Origin of the sequence: Paraburkholderia sp. SECH2, assembly GCF_030464795.1 — a bacterium.
Taxonomy (GTDB): domain Bacteria; phylum Pseudomonadota; class Gammaproteobacteria; order Burkholderiales; family Burkholderiaceae; genus Paraburkholderia; species Paraburkholderia aspalathi.
This window is the reverse complement of the sequence record NZ_JALPRH010000013.1, coordinates 114,857-134,836: the sequence shown is the minus strand read 5'-3', so window position 1 is coordinate 134,836 and position 19,980 is coordinate 114,857. Positions and strand designations below refer to the sequence as shown.

Sequence of the window (19,980 nt, the reverse complement as noted above, 5' to 3'; positions counted from 1 at the left end):
CGTCAGCGCAAAACAAGGGTGTAGCCATTTGGAGAAAAGGCGTCGTAGGGAACATGCCCATACGACGCCCGAAAGTCACCAACTCTTGGAATTGGTGACCGTGGAGACAATCGGGGCGTCGAACAGCGTGGCTCGGGGTCATTGCTACACCACGCCCCCTTTGATACGCCCGATATAGGAGGACCGACGCTCAATGCGGGCCGACGCAACTCACGCTTGCGTTGTGTAGCTTTAGCCGACGCAGATATTTCACGCATGGTCTCAACGCTTCATTGCTGCGATGTGGCTTGCACCGCACAAAAGCATCAAGAGCCCGCTCATGCTCGACGAGTAATGCGATAACCACTCGGTCATCAACAGGCGCCTTGCTTAGAAGACATTCGAACCGAACGACGGCCGGAGAGATCCGCTTGGCCATCTCGACCATTAGCCTGTCCCACGCGACGCCACTCAGACTTTGAGCGACGGCGAGTCCCCGCGCGATTGAAACATCCGGCGCTGGACACGCCACATGATGTTTCGCCAGTAAGTCTCGCATCAATACACGCGTACCCCGTTCGACCTCGGCCAGCAGCATAAACGTTCGTTTGGCGTACGGGTCGGCCTGATAGCGACACGACATTTCCCTGAAGAAACTGTGACCTAATATCTCGCCCTCATGGGCAGCCAGAATCTCCCGGTGGTAGCTGCCAGAAATTTCTTCCGGAAGATTGCACGATTGGTCGTCCAAGGCGCGGGCCCATGCGTAGCGCTCAGTGCGCCGCGCCCTTCTTGAAGAAGCGTCGCACGTAGTCGTTCGCAGGGTTGTTCCGAATCTCATCCGGACTTCCAACCTGAACGACCTCCCCATCCTTCATGATGGCAATTCGAGAGCCGAGTTTCATCGCTTCGTCGATGTCGTGCGTGATGAAGATGACCGTCTTCTTCAATTCGTTTTGCATCTCCAGCAACAGATCCTGCAAGTCGGCGCGAATCAGGGGGTCTAGCGCAGAAAACGCCTCATCCATGAGAAGGATGTCTGGGTCCGACACAAGCGCGCGAGCAAGTCCCACGCGCTGCCGCATTCCTCCAGAGAGTTCGTCCGGAAACTTATCTCCATAGCCTTGCAATCCAATGCGGCCTTGGATCCACTTCTCGGCATCCGCTAAGGAAGCAGTCTTTGAATCGCCCCGTAGCATCCTTCCAAAGATGATGTTTTCCATCACCGTTTTGTGTGGCAACAGCGCGAAGCTCTGAAACACCATGCCAATGTTATGTCGACGCACGTTTCGCATCTCGGCTTTAGATAGCTTGAGAATGTCCTTGCCACGAAAGAGCAATTGGCCGGACGTCGGCTCAATCAGGCGGTTGAAATGTCGGACCAACGTCGACTTACCCGACCCTGACAGACCCATGATGACGAAAATCTCGCCTTCCCGAATTTCCAGTGAGACGTCACGTACTGCAATCGTGCAATTCGTAGATTCGAGGATGTCCTGTCGGCTGCCCCCATTGCGAGCAGCATCCTGTGCAGCTCGAACGCTGCCCGAATCCCTACCAAAGATTTTGTAAACGTTTCGTAGTTCAATCAGCGTGGAAGTCATGCTTTCGCCTCCTGCTCATCCGCACTTGTTGCGCCCGGCTTCCGGCTAAGCTGCTTGCATGCCTTGACCGTTTTCAGGCGCTCGCGTCGCGAGCGGCCATAGGCCTGCGTTACCCGGTCGAAAACTACCGCGAGCATCACGATTGCAAGACCGGCCTGGATGCCTTGCCCCATATCAAGGTTGTTAATGCTTGCCAGAACGTCCTCTCCGAGACCTTTCGCACCAATCATCGAGGCGATGACCACCATTGCGAGCGACATCATTACCGCCTGGTTGACGCCCGCCATGATTGACGGCAAGGCGAGAGGTAGTTCGACGGCAAATAGTTGCTGAATTGGTGTAGCTCCAAACGCTTGAGACGCCTCAAGCACATCCTCTGGTAGCTGCCGAAGCCCCAACTCGGTCAGGCGCATGAGCGGCGGCAAGGCGTAGACCGTCGTCGCAAAAACGGCCGGCACTCGCCCAAGTCCGAAAAGCATCAGGACCGGAATGAGGTACACAAAGGACGGGAGCGTCTGCATCATGTCGAGAACAGGATTGAGGATTCTTCTCAAACCTTTCGACTTAGCCATCGCAATGCCCATCGGAATTCCGAGGATCACCGTCACCAGCAGAGATACTGCCATGATGGAAACTGTCGAGATGAGCTTACTCCAGAGACCGAGGCAACCGATGCCATAGGTGAGCGCGACCATCATCAGAGTCGGCCCGAGCCGGCGGGTGCCCAGCCACGCCAACAATCCAAGCGCCAGCAAAAGGACAACAGGTGGAGTCGCCTGAAGGCCATGCTCCACCGGGTTAAGCACCCATACCAGGAGCCACGTACTGACAGCATGGAATTGGTCAGCATACTGCTGGACTATTCGAGTGAAGCCCTGATTGATGGAATCAGCCACGTTCACTGAGACAAAAATATCATTCACAACGCCGCCTCCATAACCCGTTGCCCGCAAAGGGGCAACTGGCATCACACCTAATTCGAAATCGACGCTTCTACTTTTTTAGCAACGTCTGCAGGAACCCACGTCGCGAGCTCCTGCGGATTTGCCTTCAGGTACTGGATAGCCAGCGAACGCGGGTCGGCTTTTGTCGCGCCCATGCTGGCAAGCGCCTGATTCACGGCCGACATCGGCAGTGACATCTTGCTTAGGAAGTCGACCGTGGTGCTATCAGCCGCCGCGAAGGGAGCCGACACAACAACTTTCAAATTGGTTACGGGGGATGCCGACGGGCAAGGGCTGGAATCTTTACTGTTATTGATCGTCTTCCAGCACTTTTCACTGAATGCCGGTTCGTCTAGCCGAATCGAGGGGTATCGCGCCAACAGAGTCGACGGCTGATAGTAATAGTAGACAATCGGTTTACCACGCTCGTATGCCGAAGCAATCGTCGCATCCATTGCTGCTCCGGTCCCGGGATGCGTGTTCGTAAACGATGTATCAAGCTTGTACGCTTTCAGCTTTTGACTGTTGTCGGACTCGCACTGCCAGCCGATGGGACAGTTGAGAACGCTGCCTTTAGTCGGGTCTTCGGGGTCAGCGAAGATTTTGCTGTAACCTGGAAGCTGCGACACAGACTTCAGGTCGGGCGCAACAGCTTTAATGCCGCGCCTCGGGTCACCCTGAACCACGTATGTCGGTACGTAAAAACCCTCAACACTGCCGCCTTTGACCAGATCGCCGACGACTTTAACCTTCCCTTCCTTCGCTGCCGTTTCCACAGCGGCAGTACGGCCGTTCCAATATTCAACGAAGACCTGGAGGTCGTTCGTCGAAACAGCGCCAAGTGTGATGGAGTTGGACCCGTTCACCGTTTCCGTCTTACATTCGTAGCCCTTTTCGAGGACGTATCGAGCGATCTCGGTGAAGAATTTGCCACTGTCCCAGCCGATTTCCGCGAACTTGATGGGCTTCCCTGAACTACACCAAGGCGAAGTGGGTGCGGCGAACGCCGACGCAGACATGCCGGCAAAGCCGAAGGTAACCGCCGCCACTCCTAGAATCGTCTGATAGTTCATGGGTGCCTCATGGGGTCTTAGATAAATTCGACTCGCCAGTGTCCTGGCTGAGCCGAGGTCGGTCAGTTACAACACTTATTGAGCCTCAAGCCAATGAGGCACTGCAGTAAAAAGGTCGGCAACCAGTCCGTAGTCCGCGACGCCGAAAATCGGCGCATCCGGGTCAGAGTTCACCGCGACGATGACCTTCGATTCGCGCATACCAGCAAGATGCTGGATAGCGCCAGAAAGACCAATCGCGACATACACATCGGGCGCGACCACCTTGCCTGTTTGACCGACCTGGCGGTCATTAGGAGCGAAACCAGCGTCTACGGCCGCTCGCGAGGCGCCGAGTGCAGCACCGAGCTTGTCTGCCAAGGGTGTCAGGACGCGGTCGTAGTTTTCTTTGCTACCCAAGCCTCGGCCGCCCGAGACGACAATTTTTGCGGACGCGAGGTCTGGTCTATCCGACACTTCGTTGTGTCGCTCGGTGACTCGGGCATAACGCTCAGCCGTTTCGGCATCTGACTGCTCAATCGTCGCCACGTCATCCCCAAACTGGGCTGCAGCGAATGCCGTAGAGCGAACAGTGATGACTTTGACTGCATCAAGCGCCTCGACCGTCGCAATCACGTTGCCGGCATACGTAGGGCGCTCGAATAGGGCTGCTCCCTTGACTGCTGTGATTTCCGAGAACTGAGCGACGTCCAGCTTCGCCGCAACGCGCGGCGCGACGCTCTTACCAAAACTTGAGGCGCCGAGCAAAACGTGGGTGTAGTCGTTGCCAACAACGGCGAGAACGGTCTTTGCAACACCCTCGACATTGCGGTCAGCAAGACCTGGCGAAGTCGCCATCACAACCTTGTCGACGGGCAATCGGGCAGAGGCCTTTGCGGAATCGTCGAAGCGCTCGCCCACCAACAGCAGATGAACGTCGCCACCGGTGAGCGCTGCGATCTCTCGCGCGGCCGTGACAGTGTTGAAGGTCGATGGGAGCAGCGCGTCATCAAGGACGTCTGCAATAACAAGAATAGCCATGAACGTACCTTCAGTTTAAGTTTGTCTCAGCGCGCAGACGCGACACCAGTGCGTCTACATCGGGAAGCAACTCGCCCGGCTTGCGCGCCACCGGTTCACGCACGCTCACGGTGCGGAACCGCGGCGCGATATCAACACCGAGACTTGCGACGTCGACAACCCCCAGCGGTTTCTTCTTCGCTTTCATCAGGTTCGGGAGGGTGACGTAACGCGGTTCGTTCAAACGAAGGTCCGCCGTAATGACGGCGGGAAAGCTCATCTCAACCGTTTCGCGTCCGTAGTCGGTTTCCTTCACGACAGTCAATTGGTCACCCTGTCGCTTGATTGAGGAGGCGTATGTCGCCTGAGGCGCATCAAGCAGCGCAGCGAGCAATTGACCGGTCTGATTGGAGTCGTCATCGATAGCTTGCTTACCCAGAAGCACGAGCTCCGCGGACTCCTTCGTGACCAACTCCTTCAAGATCTTTGCGACGGCCAACGGCTGCAGTTCGGCATCGGTCTGGACGAGAATTGCCCGATCTGCTCCCATCGCCAACGCTGTCCGCAACGCGTCCTGCGACTGAGTGGTTCCGCAAGAGACGACTACCACTTCGGATGCGCCACCGCTTTCCTTCATTCTCACTGCGGCTTCGACTGCAATCTCGTCGAAGGGGTTGATGGTCATCTTGATGTTGGCGAGGTCAACACCGGCGCCGTCACCACGTACGCGTACTTTGACGTTCGGATCGGGGACACGCTTTACACCTACCAGAATCTTCATTTCAATCATTCCTGGATTACTTCGGCGCACGCATGCGGGCGCCCGTCGGGTCGTAAGGGACTTGCGAAACAAGCTTTGCAGTTCGGCGCTCGCCGAGCACGTGAACTTCGTAGTTCGTATCTGCGTTGATAGACGATGTCTCGATGTAGCCAAGCGCCAGGCTCTTCTTCACCGTATGCCCGTATCCGCCGGACGTGGTGAAACCAACGACTTTCTCACCAATCCAGATGGGCTCAAATCCACTCGCATCCGCGTCAGTGGCTGCCACTTCGAGCATCACAAGCTTGTGTGTCGGCGTCTCATCCTTCGCCTTGATTGCCGCTTCCCGGCCGATGAAGTCAGCTTTCGCGAGGTCGACAAAGTGGCCGAGGTCGTTCTGGAATGGTGTGTACTCGGGTGCGAATTCACGAGACCAGATACCGAAGCCTTTTTCCAGGCGCATCGAAAGTAGCGCCCATACGCCGTATTCGCGCAGGCCGAGGTCTACGCCACTCTCGAATAGTTGCTTGTACAGAGTGCGCACGTAGGTGGACTCACAGTAGAGCTCGAAGCCGTACTCACCCGTCAGAGACATGCGAGCCATCATCACAGGCACGACCCCAGCTTCTGCCTTGGTCACCGAGAGCAGTGGCTTCGCCGCATCGACAGCCGCTTTGCCAACAAGTCGCTCGATCAGTTGGGCTGCCTTGGGCCCGGCAACTGCCAGCATGGAAAGCGAGTCGCTTCGGTTCTCGATCCGGACGGACCCGTCCGAAGGCAGATACGCTTCAAACCAGCGCATGTGCCACTCTTGCAAATAGCCCGAACCGGTGATGAGGAATGTTTCCTCTGCCGGGCGGAGAATGGTCAGGTCACCCATCAGTCGTCCGGACTCGCCGAGCATCGGGGCGAGGCGCGCGCGCCCCACTGCAGGAATCTTCGATGCGAACATGCGGTCGAGCCACGCATAGGCGCCGGGGCCGGTTACCTCGTACTTGGCGTATCCGCTTGCATCAAACAATCCGACGTTATCGCGAACATTTATGCATTCTTCAGCGACGACTTCAAAAGCATTCGAACGCTTGAAAGTAGGCGTCTCAAACGCTTCATCGCCTTGACGCGCGAACCACATCGGCGTCTCGAGTCCGTAGCTGACGCCAAAGACCCCGTTTTTGTCCTGCTGATACTCATAGAGCGGCGTGGTGCGCATCGGGCGACCAGCGGGCCACTGCTCGTTCGGACGGGCGAGGTAGAAGCGGTGCTCGTAGAATTCTTGTGCTTTTGCGGTGACAAAATTCTGAGTCAGCTTCGGAAAGCGCGCCACGTCGAAACCGAACACATTGTCCGACGGCTCGCCGTTAATCATCCACTGCGCGAGTGCGAGACCCATGCCGCCGCCCTGGCTGAAACCAGCCATGCAGCCGCAAGCGGCCCAGTAGTTTCGCTTGCCGCGCACCGGACCGACGAGCGGGTTGCCATCCGGAGTAAATGTGAAGGGACCATTCACGATGCGCTTAATGCCAGCGTTACCAACGCTCGGGAATCGCTCAAAGCCCTTCATGAGTTCGTTCTCAAGCTTCTCGAGATTCGGCTGAAGAAGGTCGGTCTCTCCATACTCCCACGGCGTCCCCGCCAACGACCACGGCGTCGAGTTTTTCTCGTAGACGCCGAAGAGCACGCCCTTGTGCTCTTGTCGCATGTATATTTCGCCGTCCAGGTCCACCATGACGGGAATTTCTTTCCCGAACGCTTCGAGTTCCGGAATCGTCTCGGTGATCAGGTAATGGTGTTCCATCGGGATGAGCGGAAGCTTGACGCCGGCCATCATTCCCACTTCGCGCGCCCACAGGCCTGCAGCGTTGACCACGTGCTCGGCATGGATGACGCCTTTGTCGGTGTACACATTCCACGTGCCGTCAGGCCGTTGCTCGAGGCTTTCCACCTTCGTATGCTGATGAATCTCAGCGCCTTGTTTCCTGGCTGCGCGCGCATAAGCCTGCGTTGCGCCGTAAGGATCAAGGTGACCCTCGTCAGGTGTCCACAAACCGCCCAGCACTTCTCCAACCTCTGCGAGCGGGCAAAGCGCCTTGATTTCCGAGGGCGTGATGAGCTCACTCTCGATGCCCATGAAACGGTGCCGGCTCGCCTCAGTACGCAGGAACTCCCAGCGCTCCGGCGTCGCCGCCATGGCCACGCCGCCCGGCACGTGCAGCCCGACGTCCTGGTCGCCGATTTCCTGAATCTCCTTGTAGAGCGCGATCGTGTAGGCCTGGAGCCGCACCACGTTGGGGTCGCTATTGATGGAATGGAAGCCCGCTGCCGCGTGCCATGTCGAGCCGGCCGTCAGTACTTTGCGCTCAAGCAGCGCGACATCTTTCCAACCAAACTTGGTCAGGTGATAGAGAACCGAGCAACCAACCACACCGCCACCAATGACCACAGCCTGATAGTGAGATTTCATTTTTCCGCCAGTTTCAATCTATTCGTCTTCGCTTGAGTGAATCAGGAAGGCCCGTCAGTGCAATCCACCCAAAGGTGAATGTCGAGCCTCAAACTTAGGTAGCCAGAATTCGGGCCGAAACTCAAAAGAGTTGAGGTTATGCATCAAAATTTTCATGCAAGCTCAAAAGCGCCCCAACTCGCTGATATCATGAGATTTCCGTTCGACGCCTTATGTGGCGGGCGAAACGAGGGTAGGGAAATTCCTGAGGCGGTTTGACGCCGCGCGCGTAGCCTGCTTTTTTGGAATCCAGTACATTCCCGGACATCCAGACATTCAATCGCGTGCAGGCGCATCGGCCTGCCCCTATCGAGGCTGACAAGTGGCAACCCAGCGCAAACGTCTTCCACCACTCAACACCATCGCGGCTTTCGAAGCATCGGCCCGGCTGATGAGCTTCACGCGCGCAGCGGAGGAGTTACATTTGTCTCAGGGCGCCGTGAGTCGGCAGATTCAGGTGCTCGAAGAGCGGATGGGCGTGACGCTGTTCAATCGACGTCACAAGGAAATTCAGTTGACGCGCGCTGGGCTTATATTTCAGCAAGCCATCGCCCAAAGCCTCAATTCGATTCGTCGCGCGGTCACGATGATTGAAGCGCTGGATACCAGCACGGTTACCATCGCCGCAAGCAATGCGATGGCCAGTTTCTGGCTGATGCCGGCCATCATCGACTTCCGCAGTCAGTACCCCGACATCGACATACGGGTATTGGCGAGCAATTTACCCGTGGACCCATGGCAAGACCCTATCGACCTGGCAATACGTTACGGCGACGGACATTGGCCCAACATCACCAAGGTGAAGCTATTCGAAGAAGAGATCTTTCCGGTTTGTGCCCCCTCATACCAGCACGAGCACAACATCGAGAGCATTCAGGACTTGCTGAAGTGTGAGTTGATCGAGCTCGACTCGGGAATCTCCGAATTCAACTCTTGGGACGCGTGGTTTGAAGGAACCGGATATCAGCCTGGCGTATTGCACAAAAACATCACCGTGTCGAACTACGACCTTGTCTATCGGGCCGCATGCAGCGGCAAAGGTGTTGCGCTGGCATGGGCCTATGGTATCCCGCACGAAGCGCGCGAAACACTGCTGGTCCGACCGCTCGACATCTCCATCAAGACCGGCCTTTCCGAATACATCATCTACACCGAAAACGAGGAACTCAGCGCGCCTGCCCGCACGTTCCTCGAATGGCTGATTGACTTTGGCAAGCGGAGCCTGTGGACCTAACTCCCTCAGTACTCGACTGTGATGTTTGAAAGTGGCACTGAACAGCACGTCAGGATGTAGCCCTCATCGACTTCATCGTCCGTAATCCCGCCGTTGTGCTGCATGTCCACTTTTCCCTCGAGCATGCGCAGCTTGCATGTGCCACACACGCCCGACCGACAGGCGTTCGGTATCTTTACGCCACGCGGCGACGCGTGCACCGCGTCCAGGACCGTGGATCCTGATTCGCAGATTACATCGAAGCCAGAATCAGCAAGCCGAACGGTCGAAACATCTGCATTGGTGACTACGTGCGCTGGCGGCGAGTCAGGGATGTTGAAACTTTCCTGATGAAATTTGGCCGGGTCGCCGCCGTTGCGAACGAAGGTCTCCTTCATATCCGCCATGAAAGAGTCCGGCCCGCAACACAGCACCGTGCGCGACTTCCAACTGGGGACAAACTTATCCAGTAGGTCGCTACAGAGCCTGCCCGGCTGACAATCGCTGTTGCTCGAACGCGAGGCGAAAAAGCGCGGCACAATCCCGCGCGATACGGAGCCCATTTCTGTCAGCTCGTCGCGAAAGAGAATATCGTCTGACGTTCGCGCGAACTGCAGGAACTCGATGTCTGCTGCTTTTTCCTGCATGTGAAGTTGCCGAGCCATGGACATCAAAGGCGTGATTCCGACGCCTCCCGCAATGAGGAGCAACGGCTCGCTACGGTCATGCGGCAGCACGAAGTCACCGGTAGCGTGGGATACCTGAATCCTCATGTTGACCTGCAGCGTCTCGTGCAACCACGTCGATACCAGCCCGCCAGCCGAGTGTTTGACCGTAATTTCGAATTCGCCCGGCCCCTGACTTTCCGGGGCACAGGAGACGGTGTAACAGCGGTAGAGAGTCTCCTTGCCGATTTCCAGCCCCAAGGTCACGTACTGTCCGGCCTTGAACACGAACCCGCCGTCCGAGTTATCCGTACGGAATCGGAATGTCTTCACATTCCAAGTCTCGCTTCGAATATCGACGCACGTCGCCTCAACGAATGGACTGGAGGTCATGCTTGGGTGCACTCCACAGGAATGACGGTGGGCGCTCCTCGCAGCTCGCTTCGAAGCGTATCGAGATACCAACTGATGAATTCGGTCACTCCGCTTTCGACAAGCGGCGAATAAGGGCCGGGCTGATAGCCTTTCGAATTGATGCCTTGCTGATTCGCCTCCACGAGCTTCTGGTCCTGCGCGTTGGTTGCAGCCCAGACAGCAGTCAGCTCATTCAGGTTGTAGTCTTCGCCTTCTACCGCTTCGCTGCTGACCAACCACCATGTGGTCACTTGAGTTTCTGTCGGGCTCAGCGGGAGAATTCGGAACGCAACCGCGTGGTCGGAGAGCACGTGATTCCAGGTGTTCGGAAAGCGTAAAAGACGAAGCGAACCCACGTCAGCATCTTGATTGGTGCCGAGCAGCTTTTTGCTGGCAAGCGCGCCACTCATCGTAAATGACAGGCCGCGCTCCATGGCAACGCGTACGAGCCGGTATCCCTCATCGGTCTCGATGGGTTGGTGGGGCAGACCTGCGGCCGTCCAGCGCGCCTCGTCCTTCTCGCATTTGATTGCGTAGTCACCACCGAAACGAGGGTCAGTCGGTCCATCGAATTCAGAAATGGTCCTCAGAAGCTCAGGGTGACTGCCGGTGCAGTGATAACACTCGCGATTGTTTTCGAGGACGAGCTTCCAGTTGCCCTTCTCGATGATGGTCGTTTCGTGTGCAATTTTTGCGTTATCGAGTCCGTGGGGCCGGATGTACGGAGAGACCTTCTCCCTGAACTGCTCGAACGGAGCAGGCTCGTCAGCCAGAGAGATAAAGATGTAACCCTCCACGGTTTCGCAATGCACCGGCTTGAGAGAGAACGCCGACATATCGAAATCCTGACCCATTTCCTTGGCGAACATCAGCTTTCCGTCGAGTCCGTAAGTCCATTGGTGATAGGGGCAGACAAGCGTGGCGGATGAGCCTTTCTCGCCGGCACAGACGCGCGAGCCGCGATGACGACAGGTGTTGTAGAAGGCGCGGACGGTTTTGGCGCGGTCGCGAATGACCACGATGGAGCTTCGTCCAAGCTGGACTGTGAACCAATTTCCCGACTTCGGAATCTGCGCCGTCATACCCGCGAACAACCATTGCCGTTCCCAGATAAGCTCGAGCTCGCGATTGAACACCGCTTCGTCGGTGTAGAAGGGTTGCGGCAGCGACCGCCCAGGCTGACGGGAATCGATGAGAGCAGCGAATTGCGAATTTGACAGCATGATGAGTTTCTTTGTGAAGTACGGTGGGGAGACGACCTGTATGCCGATTTGAATCGCAACGAAAATTCAACGCAATCGAGAAATCCTGATGCTCTGCATGCGTTTCTGGCGGTCAGCGCTCGCGACCGGCTCGTAAGGAGCGCCCGAGCGACGGGACTTTGGCTACATAAGGCACGAGGCCGCGCCGAACGCGGCCTCGCTTTGATGGCACCTTTCCACGGTCACGAGCAGATTCGCCCGTGTCCGTCCGGAAAAAATCGGTTTAGAAGAGGTGGCGAAGCGCTACACGAGCAACGAACTGCTTGTTGCTTGAGGACGAGTTATCCGTACCCGTGATGTACGCCTGGTCCAGGAATGTACCGGTCGAACCAGACACCTTCTGGTACACGGTCTGGACGTACACGTCCGTGCGTTTCGAGAGGTTGTAGTCTGCCATCAGACCGAACTGGTTCCAGTTCGGATGCGAGTTGCCATTGCTGGCGTCGTAATGACCGCGGGTATACGTGTACATGCCGCCGACGAAAAACGTTGGCGTGATGTAGTACTGCGCATTCAGTTCGAAGTTGTCGAAGGTCAGCGAGTTGACGTTGATGCCCGCAGGGAAAGCTGACGGCGCCAAATAGCCGTTGCCAGTCGGATTATCGAGGTGGGTGTGGTCGTAGGCAAAGCCGACAGTTGCCAGTCCAATCTTATAGTTGATGCCCGCACCGAAGGTGCGCTCATGCCCTGCGAAGAAGCTTGCGTCGTTTGCTGCGACTGCACCTGTAGAGCCGACACCTACGTTGTTGATGTCCATGTATGCCACCCCAATCGTGACAGCACCGCCCGAGTAGCTAGCGCCAGCACTCATAAGGCGGTTGTTGGCGAACTGTCCAGCGGTATTACTGAAGCCGTACACGCCGCCAAACTTGAATCCTCCGAGATTCGGGCTCGCGTATTTGACTGAGTTACTCACACGAAACGAGTTGTCAGTGTTGTCGTTGTCGTACGGATGCGCAAAAAGATAACCCGCCCAGTTGCCGTTGGCGGTAGTCGGCGCCATGAAGTCAACCATAGAGTCGTACTGACGGCCCATGGTGAGCGCACCATATTGGCTGCTGACGCCGACATAAGCCTGCCGCCCAAACATGCGGCCGCCTTGATTGGCGCGTCCGCTATTGAGGTCGAAGCCATTTTCGAGCGCGAAGACGGCGTTCGTCCCTCCGCCCAAGTCCTCGTTCCCCTTCAGCCCCCAGCGACTTCCATATGCGTAGCCCGACGCCATCTCGAAGTTGTGATTGCCACCGGTATTGTTGGTGTAGTTGAGACCTTCATCAATAATCCCGTAGAGCGTGACCGTCGACTGCGCGAAGACCGTCGGGGCTGTAGCGAGCATCAATGCGAGGACGGTGAGTTGCCTTTTCATTTGAATCTCCAAACTTGCACATCGTTAATATGACTTGTGGCCCGAGCGGATAAGCGACGCCTGGCCTATTTGGGTAGTGCTTGGTGGAGACTAAGAAGCGCAAAAACGCGCCGCAAACCAAAGAATCGAATGCATTGCATTCGTTAAGGAATGAACCGCAAACACCTCGCACTGACGGCACATCGGGCTAGGCATGCTCTGGGCGAGCACACGGGCATAAGGGTTTTTTCGGAGGTGCACCGAATAGGTTTGTCACCAAAACAGCACACTTTCGACGCGCCGCAACCCTCTATCTATCGATGGTCAACGAAGGACAAAGACGAAGACGAACCCGCCGCAGGCGTGGCGTCGCACTATTGAACGCGATGGGTTTGATTGACGCGTGAAGAACGACTAAGGCACGCACGCAGACGAAAAATGGGCGTCTGCGTGGTGATTTGACGGTGGTTCAGGCAGAACGCCTGGTCTTACTTTTCGTTCTGTGCAGCGAAAAGTTCTGCAGATTCGAGCGTATTAACAAGCAACATGGTAATCGTCATGGGCCCTACTCCGCCCGGTACAGGGGTGGCATAACCCGCAACTTCTACCACCGACGGAAAGTCGATGTCGCCACAGAGCTTTCCTTCGTCAGTCTTATTCATGCCAACGTCGATCACAGTCGCCCCCGGCTTGACCATGGTACCGGTCAGCACCTTGCGCTTGCCTACTGCTGCGACCACGACGTCCGCGTTCCGTGTGTGCGCCGCCAAGTCCGGGGTTTTACTGTGACAGATGGTCACCGTTGCGCCGGCCTCGAGAAGGAGTAAAGCCATCGGCTTGCCAACGATGTTCGAACGACCGATGACGACGGCCTGCTTCCCTGAGACAGGGATGTTATAAGCCTCGAGCAACTTCATCACACCATAAGGCGTGCACGGTTTGAAACGAGCACTGCCGGTCATCAAGGCGCCTGCGTTTGCAACGTGGAATCCATCGACATCTTTTTCAGCAGAGATCGCCTCGATGACTTTGTGACTGTCGATGTGCTTTGGCAGCGGCAACTGCACAAGAATTCCGTGCACGGTCGGGTCCGCGTTAAGTTCAGCAATACGGTTGAGCAAATCGCGTTCAGTCGTCTCTGCAGGAAGGCGGTCTAGTGTAGACCGCAGCCCGTGCTGCTCGCACGCCTTGACCTTGTTCCGCACATAAACCGCGCTCGCCGGGTCATCCCCTACCAGAACGACCGCCAGCCCCGGAACCACGCCTTTGTTCAGCAGCTCCGCTGCACGAGCTGAAACCTCATTCCTCAACTTGTTGGACACTGCCACGCCATCGATGACTGTCGCCTGACTCATTTCAACTCCGCTTGGTCCTTGGCAGCAACCACAACGTCGCCGCCAAAATCAGTAATGCTCATCACTGTACATGACTGCTGCGACGTGTAACTTCATCATTTTTTTGCATGCATAGGCCCAGAAATCGCATATTTCGGAGACCTTGTCGAGCTACCCTGGCAAGAGTAAATTCCGTACACATCTGAACATTTAAGCTAATTCTCTTGGAAACCGAGTACAACTGCCTGCCGATAGACTTGCCTCTGGAGTGCCGACGCCTCTTCCTGCGCAGATGGAAACCGACGGAGCTCGAAGGTGGGCTGCAACGGGCGCACGTGAACGTCGAAATTTGGGTTCGATATGAGAATTCGTCCGCGGAGACAGACGTACTCGAGGACGTCCTGGACTACAACGTCATGCGTGACGCGCTCCTGCTAGCTGGCGCTCCAGACTCATGGGCATTCGTAGACAGGGCACTTGAGGAACTAATGAAAGCCCCTATCGAGGCCGCGCGCGTTGAGCTTGTGTACGGAGACCCAAGCGAGCCATGGCGTGGTTCACGCTGTGCCAGCCGCTAATTCGCAACGCCGGATTTTTGCGCGGCACGCTTAAAAGACCTCACCCTTGCTTTAGGAACAACTCAATGTTTGCTCATGTTCAACCATATGCTGGCGACCCCATTCTGGGTTTGATGGAAAAATTTGCACAGGATTCGCGACCACTGAAGGTCAACCTCGGCGTCGGTATCTACTACGACGAAGAGGGCCGAATTCCGGTACTGCAGTCCGTGAGAGCTGCGGCCGCGCGCGTCTTTGAATCGAACACGCCCACTTCATACTTGCCAATCGAAGGTGACCGGAACTACCGCTCCCAAGTGTCGGGGCTCCTTCTTGGCAAGGAGGTCAACGACCTCCATGATTCGCTCGCCGTCATCCAGTCCCTTGGAGGAAGTGGCGCGCTCAAGGTCGGCGCGGACTTTTTGCGCTATCACTTTCCTGAAAGCACGATCTATGTGAGCGATCCCACTTGGGACAACCACATCGGCATTTTCGAAGGCGCTGGGTTTACCGTCGGTCGGTATCGCTACTACAACCCAAATACAAAAGGCCTCGACTTCGACGGCATGCTTGAAGATTTCGGTCGTCTGGCTGAGCACGACATCGTTTTGCTCCATCCCTGCTGCCACAATCCGACTGGTGTCGACCCCAGCCGCGACCAGTGGCTAAAGATTCTCGACGTGGTGCTGGCGCGCAACCTTATCCCGTTCGTTGACATGGCCTATCAGGGTTTTGCTGAAAGCCTTGCCGATGACGCCTTTGTCGTACGCGAGCTTGCGCGCAGAAAGGTCGACTTCCTGGTCAGCAATTCATTCTCGAAGATCTTCTCTCTTTATGGAGAGCGCTGCGGCGCGCTGACCGTACACTGCTCCAAACCCAAGGAAGCGGCCAATGTCCTCGGGCAACTCAAGTTCACTGTTCGCAGGAACTATTCCAGTCCGCCAACCCAAGGCATGCGACTCATCGCCACCGTGCTCTCCGATGGATTGCTGCAACAGCAGTGGGCCGGCGAGCTTGAAGGTATGCGCCGTCGAATCGCATCTATGCGAACGCAACTGCACGACACACTGAGCGAACTTGTGCCGGGAAGGAACTTCGACTACCTCATCAAGCAACGCGGCATGTTTGCTTACACTGGGCTCTCTGCTGCACAGGTGGCCACGCTGCAATCCGAGTTCGGCGTGTATGCGGTCTCGAGCGGCCGAATTTGCGTTGCCGGCCTGAACAATTCGAATGTCGATTACGTGGGCGAAGCTTTCGCCCGAGTCATGCGGTAAGCTCGCAGCCGCTTTAGGATTGGGTCGCTCGCTCAAGCAAGCGACCCATAGTTCCAACGATGTTGGTACAGCCTCCCCTCGCGGCGCCGCCAATCTCTCAGGTTCTTTAACGAGTCTCTTAGTGGACGCGTGCGATTTGCACCATCGCTCTGAAGCGTTTCAGACGTCGAATTCCTCGGCAGCGTCACTCAGCCAGTCGATGAGAAAGCCGGCCATCGATACGTCGAAGTACAGGACGTATTCACATGTGTCCCTGTGCAGAAGCATGGCCGGCAATCCTGCGAAGCGTGTCGTGACCGTAGCGCCAACCGGAAATGCCGTCGCATGCAGGTCAATCGCACATCCTTTTGCAACAAAGTCAGCAGCTACATCACCAGCAACAAGAAAAGATACCCGGCTATCCGACACCAAGGTGACTGTCGAAAACTGATCAGCTAGCGCCTTGGTGAGTTCATCGAGGATACCCAACTCTTCCTCCACAGCGCAGAGGACGAGCCATTCGTTTGGCCCGACCCACGCGAGCCGTTTCGATTTATCTTGAGTTGAGCGCTCAGGGAGAGGCAAGTTCAGCGCCAACACCGACTCGATAATGGCTCGCGTCTGTGCGGACTCGCTGTCCCCCTGGATTCGAATGATTCCATGCAGGGGGACCTCCGAAACGCGCAGTGAGGGAGTATCGACCGGGAAATTGTGTCCCCTAAAAAATTGCGATGTGACCGTCGTGCGGGCTTGCAGCTTAAGCATTGAGACGCTCTCCCTTTGGGTCGAAATGGGCAGTAGGGACGACACGTGCCAGAATGACGCGACCGTTGGAATAGATTCGAACCTCTTCACCCAGCCGGCTAAAACCATCGCGAAGGATGCCCAATCCGATTGACTTCTTCAGTGTCGGGCTGAGGCAGGACGAGGTTACATATCCGTCAGAGCGAGATGGCTGACCCGCTGCGTAGGCGTCGACGAAGTGGCCGCCTACAGGTAATTGCGACGAGGCGTTAAGGCTTTCAAGACCGACAAACTCCAGACGACCGCTCCTCTTATCTTCTGGACGTTGCAGCGAGCGTCGCCCGATAAAATCGTCCACCTTTTTCTCGATGACTTTTCCCCATCCAATATCAAGTGCGTTGGAACATCCGTCCGTGTCGGCGCCGACGTGAAGGTAGCCTTTCTCCGTACGCATGACCTCGAGCGCCTCGACGCCGTACGGCGTTATGCCAAACGGCTCACCGGCTTCGGCCATGAAGGTCCAAAGTGCCTGACCGTATCTGGCTGGAACGGATATCTCGTAAGTCACTTCACCTGTAAAGCTTGCGCGCAAGATGCGCGCGTTCGCTCCGGCGAACTTGCCGGACCTGAACTGCATGTGAGGAAATGCCGTAGCCGAAAAATCGATGTCAGATTCCACCTGTTGCATAACATCACGGGCCTTCGGACCGGAAATCGTCACGTTCGCCCACTGCGTGGTCACGTTATTCACGTGGACTTTCAAGTCAGGCCATTCGCACTGGAGGTATTCCTCCATCAGAAGGAAGACGCGCCCTGACGCCGCGCTTGTCGTGTGCACGAGAAAGTGGTCTTCGGCCAGCCGTACCACGACGCCATCATCGATAAGAACGCCGTTGTCGTTTGACAGCATGGCGTACCGCGCCGAGCCTGGTTTGACGGTGGTGAGGTTGTTCACGTACATGCGGTTTAGAAACCTGGCGGCGTCCGGCCCTTTCACCTCAAGCTTGCCAAGCGGCGACCCATCAAACATACCGACGTTGTTTCGAACCGCGGCCACCTCCCGATGCGTTGCTTGAACGATGTCTTCGGTTCCACGCGGATAAAAGTCAGGACGTTGCCAGCCATAGTCGCCAAACTTCGCATTCAGAGCGCGGTGGGTACTCGTCGCATGAAGGCTCTGATACGGGGCATAGAGTTTGCCTACTGTGCCGCCGGCGAACGCCCCTAGCGTCACGGGCTGATAAGGCGGTCGAAAGCGCGTCGTTCCCACCTTGACGATGGGTCGACCGCTAAGCTCGGCCATCACTGCCAGGATATTGAAGTTGCTGGACTTGCCCTGGTCAACGCTCATACCGCCGGTCGTATATCGCTTCACATGCTCGACCGATACGAAGTTTTCGCGCATCGCGAGTTCGACGTCCGACACCTTCACGTCGTATTGGAAGTCGAGCCACTGCTTGTTGGTCGGCGCGCCTTGCGTGTACCAGTAGGGCTGTATGCGTAAAGTCTCCTCATGCTCTGCGTCGACAACTGGTGCGAGCAAGTCTGGCGCATCCGTAACAGCCAGCGCACGCAGCGTCTCCATCGCCCCCGACGTTGCCTCCTCCAGACATTTCGCGAGCGAGAAGGCGCCATTGGCGGCGCCAACAACTTTGACGGACTGCGCACACGCATCGGGGACGAGACACAATTGGGTGTCGTCGAGTTTCAGCGAACCGCCGGCTTGACTGAACAAATGAATGGTCGGCGTCCAGCCGCTCGACATTGCCACCAAATCACACGGCACCGTTTGATGCGGGGCCTCGAGATTTCCTGCCTGCAAGTGCTTCGCCAGCTTCACCGCCCTGACTTTTCGCTTACCCATGACGTCAGCGATTCCGTAGCCGACATAGTGTTTTATGCCTGCCGCTTTCAACCTGGTCGTGAGAGCTGTATCGACCACCGGGCGCGTGTCGACGACAGTTAGCGAACGCACCCCGACAGCATGCAGGTCAAAAGCGGTCAGATACGCGTTGTCGTTATTTGTCGCGATGACGACGTTGCTACCGGGCAGCACGCCGTGGTGGTTTACATACATTCGCACAGCCGACGCAAGCATGACACCGGGGCGGTCGTTATTTGCGAAAACCAACGGACGTTCAAGCGCACCCGTTGCCAAAATGACTGTGCGCGACCGGATTTTCCAAAGCCGCTCTCGAAGGCGTCCGCTCTGGTTCACTGGGCCCAAGTGGTTTGCAACCCGCTGCTGAGCAGACAAGACGTTGTGTTCGTAATACCCACTTACGTTGGTTCGAGGGAGCAGTTGGACGTTGTCCATCTTCTCCAGGCGAGACACCATGTCCCGCACCCAATTTGACGCCGGAGCGCCGGCGATCTGGAAGCGCTCTCCGAGCAGGGAGCCGCCGAACTGTTCCGCGTCGTCGGCAAGGATGACTCGCAATCCGGCCGAGCCAGCAAGGAACGCCGCGCGCAGACCAGCGGGGCCGCCGCCCACTACGAGCACGTCGCAATGAGCATTTCGCTTTTGATACTTCTGCGCGTCAGGGACTGTCGGTGACTTTCCCAAGCCAGCGACCGGACGCACGAGTCGCTCATAGAAGTGCCAACTCGGCCAAATCATCGACTTGTAGTAGAACGACGCCGGCAGCAGGCTGGAAAACTTGTCCAGCACGCCCATCAAATCGCAATTGGCGTTGGGCCATGCGTTTTGGCTCTTGGCCTTCAGTCCATCGTACAGCGGCATGAGCGTCGCGCGGACGTTCGGTTCATCAAACCCCCCGGCCTCAAGCTGGACCAAACCGTTGGGCTCTTCAATACCACGGCCCATAAGACCGCGCGGACGGTGCAGCTTGAAACTTCGGCCGACAATGTCGACGCCATTGGCGAGGAGAGCCGCCGCGAGCGTGTCTCCCTGAAGCGCCATGTATCGCTTTCCATCGAAGGAGAACTCGACCTCCCGGCGATGCGAACCAGACGTTTCGGCGAATACCGGCACGCGCTTATACCGTTTCATGGACGCCTCCTTCCAGGCTCAGCGCGTACGGGCCACTGCGAGGAACCTCTTCAAACGTGAAAATCTTCAGCAGCGCATGTGTCACGGTATCCCGCTCGATACCGAACCATTGCCTGCATCCGAAAGTGTGGCGCCAACGTTCAAGGCTAGCGCCACGAGCGTTCTCGCGGCTGAAGAGGTAGTCGCTCCATTCCTCGTCGCTCAACTTCGCCGGTGTGGCGGGCCGGACCCGCTGATAAGGGCCGCCGAAAGTAAACTCGTCTTCATCCCGCAAGCTTCCGCAATAGGGGCAAGGAATCCGTAACATGGGTCTTTCCG

Annotated in this window: 16 protein-coding genes; 2 read left to right on the top strand and 14 right to left on the bottom strand. The window is 56.8% G+C overall.

All coding sequences use genetic code 11. The features are described from left to right. Nucleotides 1-190 precede the first annotated feature (190 nt). The 7 genes from M0D66_RS21715 to M0D66_RS21685 all read right to left on the bottom strand — a co-directional run bounded on the left by M0D66_RS21715 (nucleotide 191) and on the right by M0D66_RS21685 (nucleotide 7,820). A complete protein-coding gene (locus M0D66_RS21715) occupies nucleotides 191-730 on the bottom strand; it encodes a hypothetical protein (protein ID WP_266211556.1) in 540 nt (179 codons plus the stop codon). A gap of 22 nt (nucleotides 731-752) precedes the next feature. Next, nucleotides 753-1,583 carry a glycine betaine/L-proline ABC transporter ATP-binding protein gene (locus tag M0D66_RS21710; RefSeq protein ID WP_266211555.1) on the bottom strand — a complete coding sequence of 277 codons (831 nt, stop codon included), beginning with the start codon at nucleotides 1,581-1,583 and terminating at the stop codon, nucleotides 753-755. After that, nucleotides 1,580-2,506, bottom strand: a complete 927-nt coding sequence (locus M0D66_RS21705) for a proline/glycine betaine ABC transporter permease (RefSeq protein WP_266211554.1) — start codon at nucleotides 2,504-2,506, stop codon at nucleotides 1,580-1,582. The genes M0D66_RS21710 and M0D66_RS21705 overlap by 4 nt, the downstream gene beginning before the upstream one ends. A gap of 50 nt (nucleotides 2,507-2,556) precedes the next feature. Continuing rightward, a complete protein-coding gene (locus M0D66_RS21700; protein ID WP_266211553.1) occupies nucleotides 2,557-3,600 on the bottom strand; it encodes a glycine betaine ABC transporter substrate-binding protein in 1,044 nt (347 codons plus the stop codon). A 75-nt stretch (nucleotides 3,601-3,675) separates the two neighbouring features. Further along, on the bottom strand, nucleotides 3,676-4,620 hold the full coding sequence (locus tag M0D66_RS21695) for an electron transfer flavoprotein subunit alpha/FixB family protein (protein ID WP_266211552.1): 945 nt from the start codon (nucleotides 4,618-4,620) through the stop codon (nucleotides 3,676-3,678). A 10-nt stretch (nucleotides 4,621-4,630) separates the two neighbouring features. Continuing rightward, entirely contained in the window at nucleotides 4,631-5,380 is a 750-nt protein-coding gene (locus M0D66_RS21690) for an electron transfer flavoprotein subunit beta/FixA family protein (RefSeq protein ID WP_266211551.1), read from the bottom strand. A gap of 16 nt (nucleotides 5,381-5,396) precedes the next feature. Beyond that, the gene (locus M0D66_RS21685) at nucleotides 5,397-7,820 is read right to left on the bottom strand and encodes an FAD-dependent oxidoreductase (RefSeq protein WP_266211550.1); all 2,424 of its coding nucleotides are present in this window, start codon (nucleotides 7,818-7,820) and stop codon (nucleotides 5,397-5,399) included. A 361-nt stretch (nucleotides 7,821-8,181) separates the two neighbouring features. Here M0D66_RS21685 and M0D66_RS21680 point away from each other — a divergent pair, with 361 nt between their 5' ends. After that, on the top strand, nucleotides 8,182-9,093 hold the full coding sequence (locus M0D66_RS21680) for a LysR substrate-binding domain-containing protein (protein WP_266211549.1): 912 nt from the start codon (nucleotides 8,182-8,184) through the stop codon (nucleotides 9,091-9,093). Nucleotides 9,094-9,098: 5 nt separating this feature from the next. On the opposite strand, the gene M0D66_RS21675 is transcribed toward M0D66_RS21680, so the two are convergent. The 4 genes from M0D66_RS21675 to folD all read right to left on the bottom strand — a co-directional run bounded on the left by M0D66_RS21675 (nucleotide 9,099) and on the right by folD (nucleotide 14,113). Then, nucleotides 9,099-10,130, bottom strand: coding sequence for a flavin reductase family protein (locus tag M0D66_RS21675; RefSeq protein WP_266211548.1), 1,032 nt, complete (start codon nucleotides 10,128-10,130; stop codon nucleotides 9,099-9,101). Continuing rightward, nucleotides 10,127-11,374, bottom strand: a complete 1,248-nt coding sequence (locus tag M0D66_RS21670; RefSeq protein WP_266211547.1) for an aromatic ring-hydroxylating dioxygenase subunit alpha — start codon at nucleotides 11,372-11,374, stop codon at nucleotides 10,127-10,129. The genes M0D66_RS21675 and M0D66_RS21670 overlap by 4 nt, the downstream gene beginning before the upstream one ends. A gap of 262 nt (nucleotides 11,375-11,636) precedes the next feature. After that, nucleotides 11,637-12,779, bottom strand: coding sequence for a porin (locus M0D66_RS21665; protein WP_266211546.1), 1,143 nt, complete (start codon nucleotides 12,777-12,779; stop codon nucleotides 11,637-11,639). Nucleotides 12,780-13,246: 467 nt separating this feature from the next. Then, nucleotides 13,247-14,113 carry a bifunctional methylenetetrahydrofolate dehydrogenase/methenyltetrahydrofolate cyclohydrolase FolD gene (gene folD / locus M0D66_RS21660; RefSeq protein ID WP_266211545.1) on the bottom strand — a complete coding sequence of 289 codons (867 nt, stop codon included), beginning with the start codon at nucleotides 14,111-14,113 and terminating at the stop codon, nucleotides 13,247-13,249. A gap of 622 nt (nucleotides 14,114-14,735) precedes the next feature. Between folD and M0D66_RS21655 the strand changes: the two genes are divergently transcribed. Further along, on the top strand, nucleotides 14,736-15,926 hold the full coding sequence (locus tag M0D66_RS21655; RefSeq protein WP_266211544.1) for an amino acid aminotransferase: 1,191 nt from the start codon (nucleotides 14,736-14,738) through the stop codon (nucleotides 15,924-15,926). A 159-nt stretch (nucleotides 15,927-16,085) separates the two neighbouring features. On the opposite strand, the gene M0D66_RS21650 is transcribed toward M0D66_RS21655, so the two are convergent. The 3 genes from M0D66_RS21650 to M0D66_RS21640 are packed head-to-tail and all read right to left on the bottom strand — an operon-like array spanning nucleotide 16,086 to nucleotide 19,969. Next, entirely contained in the window at nucleotides 16,086-16,670 is a 585-nt protein-coding gene (locus tag M0D66_RS21650; RefSeq protein WP_266211543.1) for a sarcosine oxidase subunit gamma, read from the bottom strand. Beyond that, on the bottom strand, nucleotides 16,663-19,662 hold the full coding sequence (locus M0D66_RS21645) for a sarcosine oxidase subunit alpha family protein (protein ID WP_266211542.1): 3,000 nt from the start codon (nucleotides 19,660-19,662) through the stop codon (nucleotides 16,663-16,665). The genes M0D66_RS21650 and M0D66_RS21645 overlap by 8 nt, the downstream gene beginning before the upstream one ends. Continuing rightward, on the bottom strand, nucleotides 19,649-19,969 hold the full coding sequence (locus tag M0D66_RS21640; RefSeq protein WP_266211541.1) for a sarcosine oxidase subunit delta: 321 nt from the start codon (nucleotides 19,967-19,969) through the stop codon (nucleotides 19,649-19,651). Before M0D66_RS21640 ends, M0D66_RS21645 begins: the two co-directional genes overlap by 14 nt. Nucleotides 19,970-19,980 lie beyond the last annotated feature (11 nt).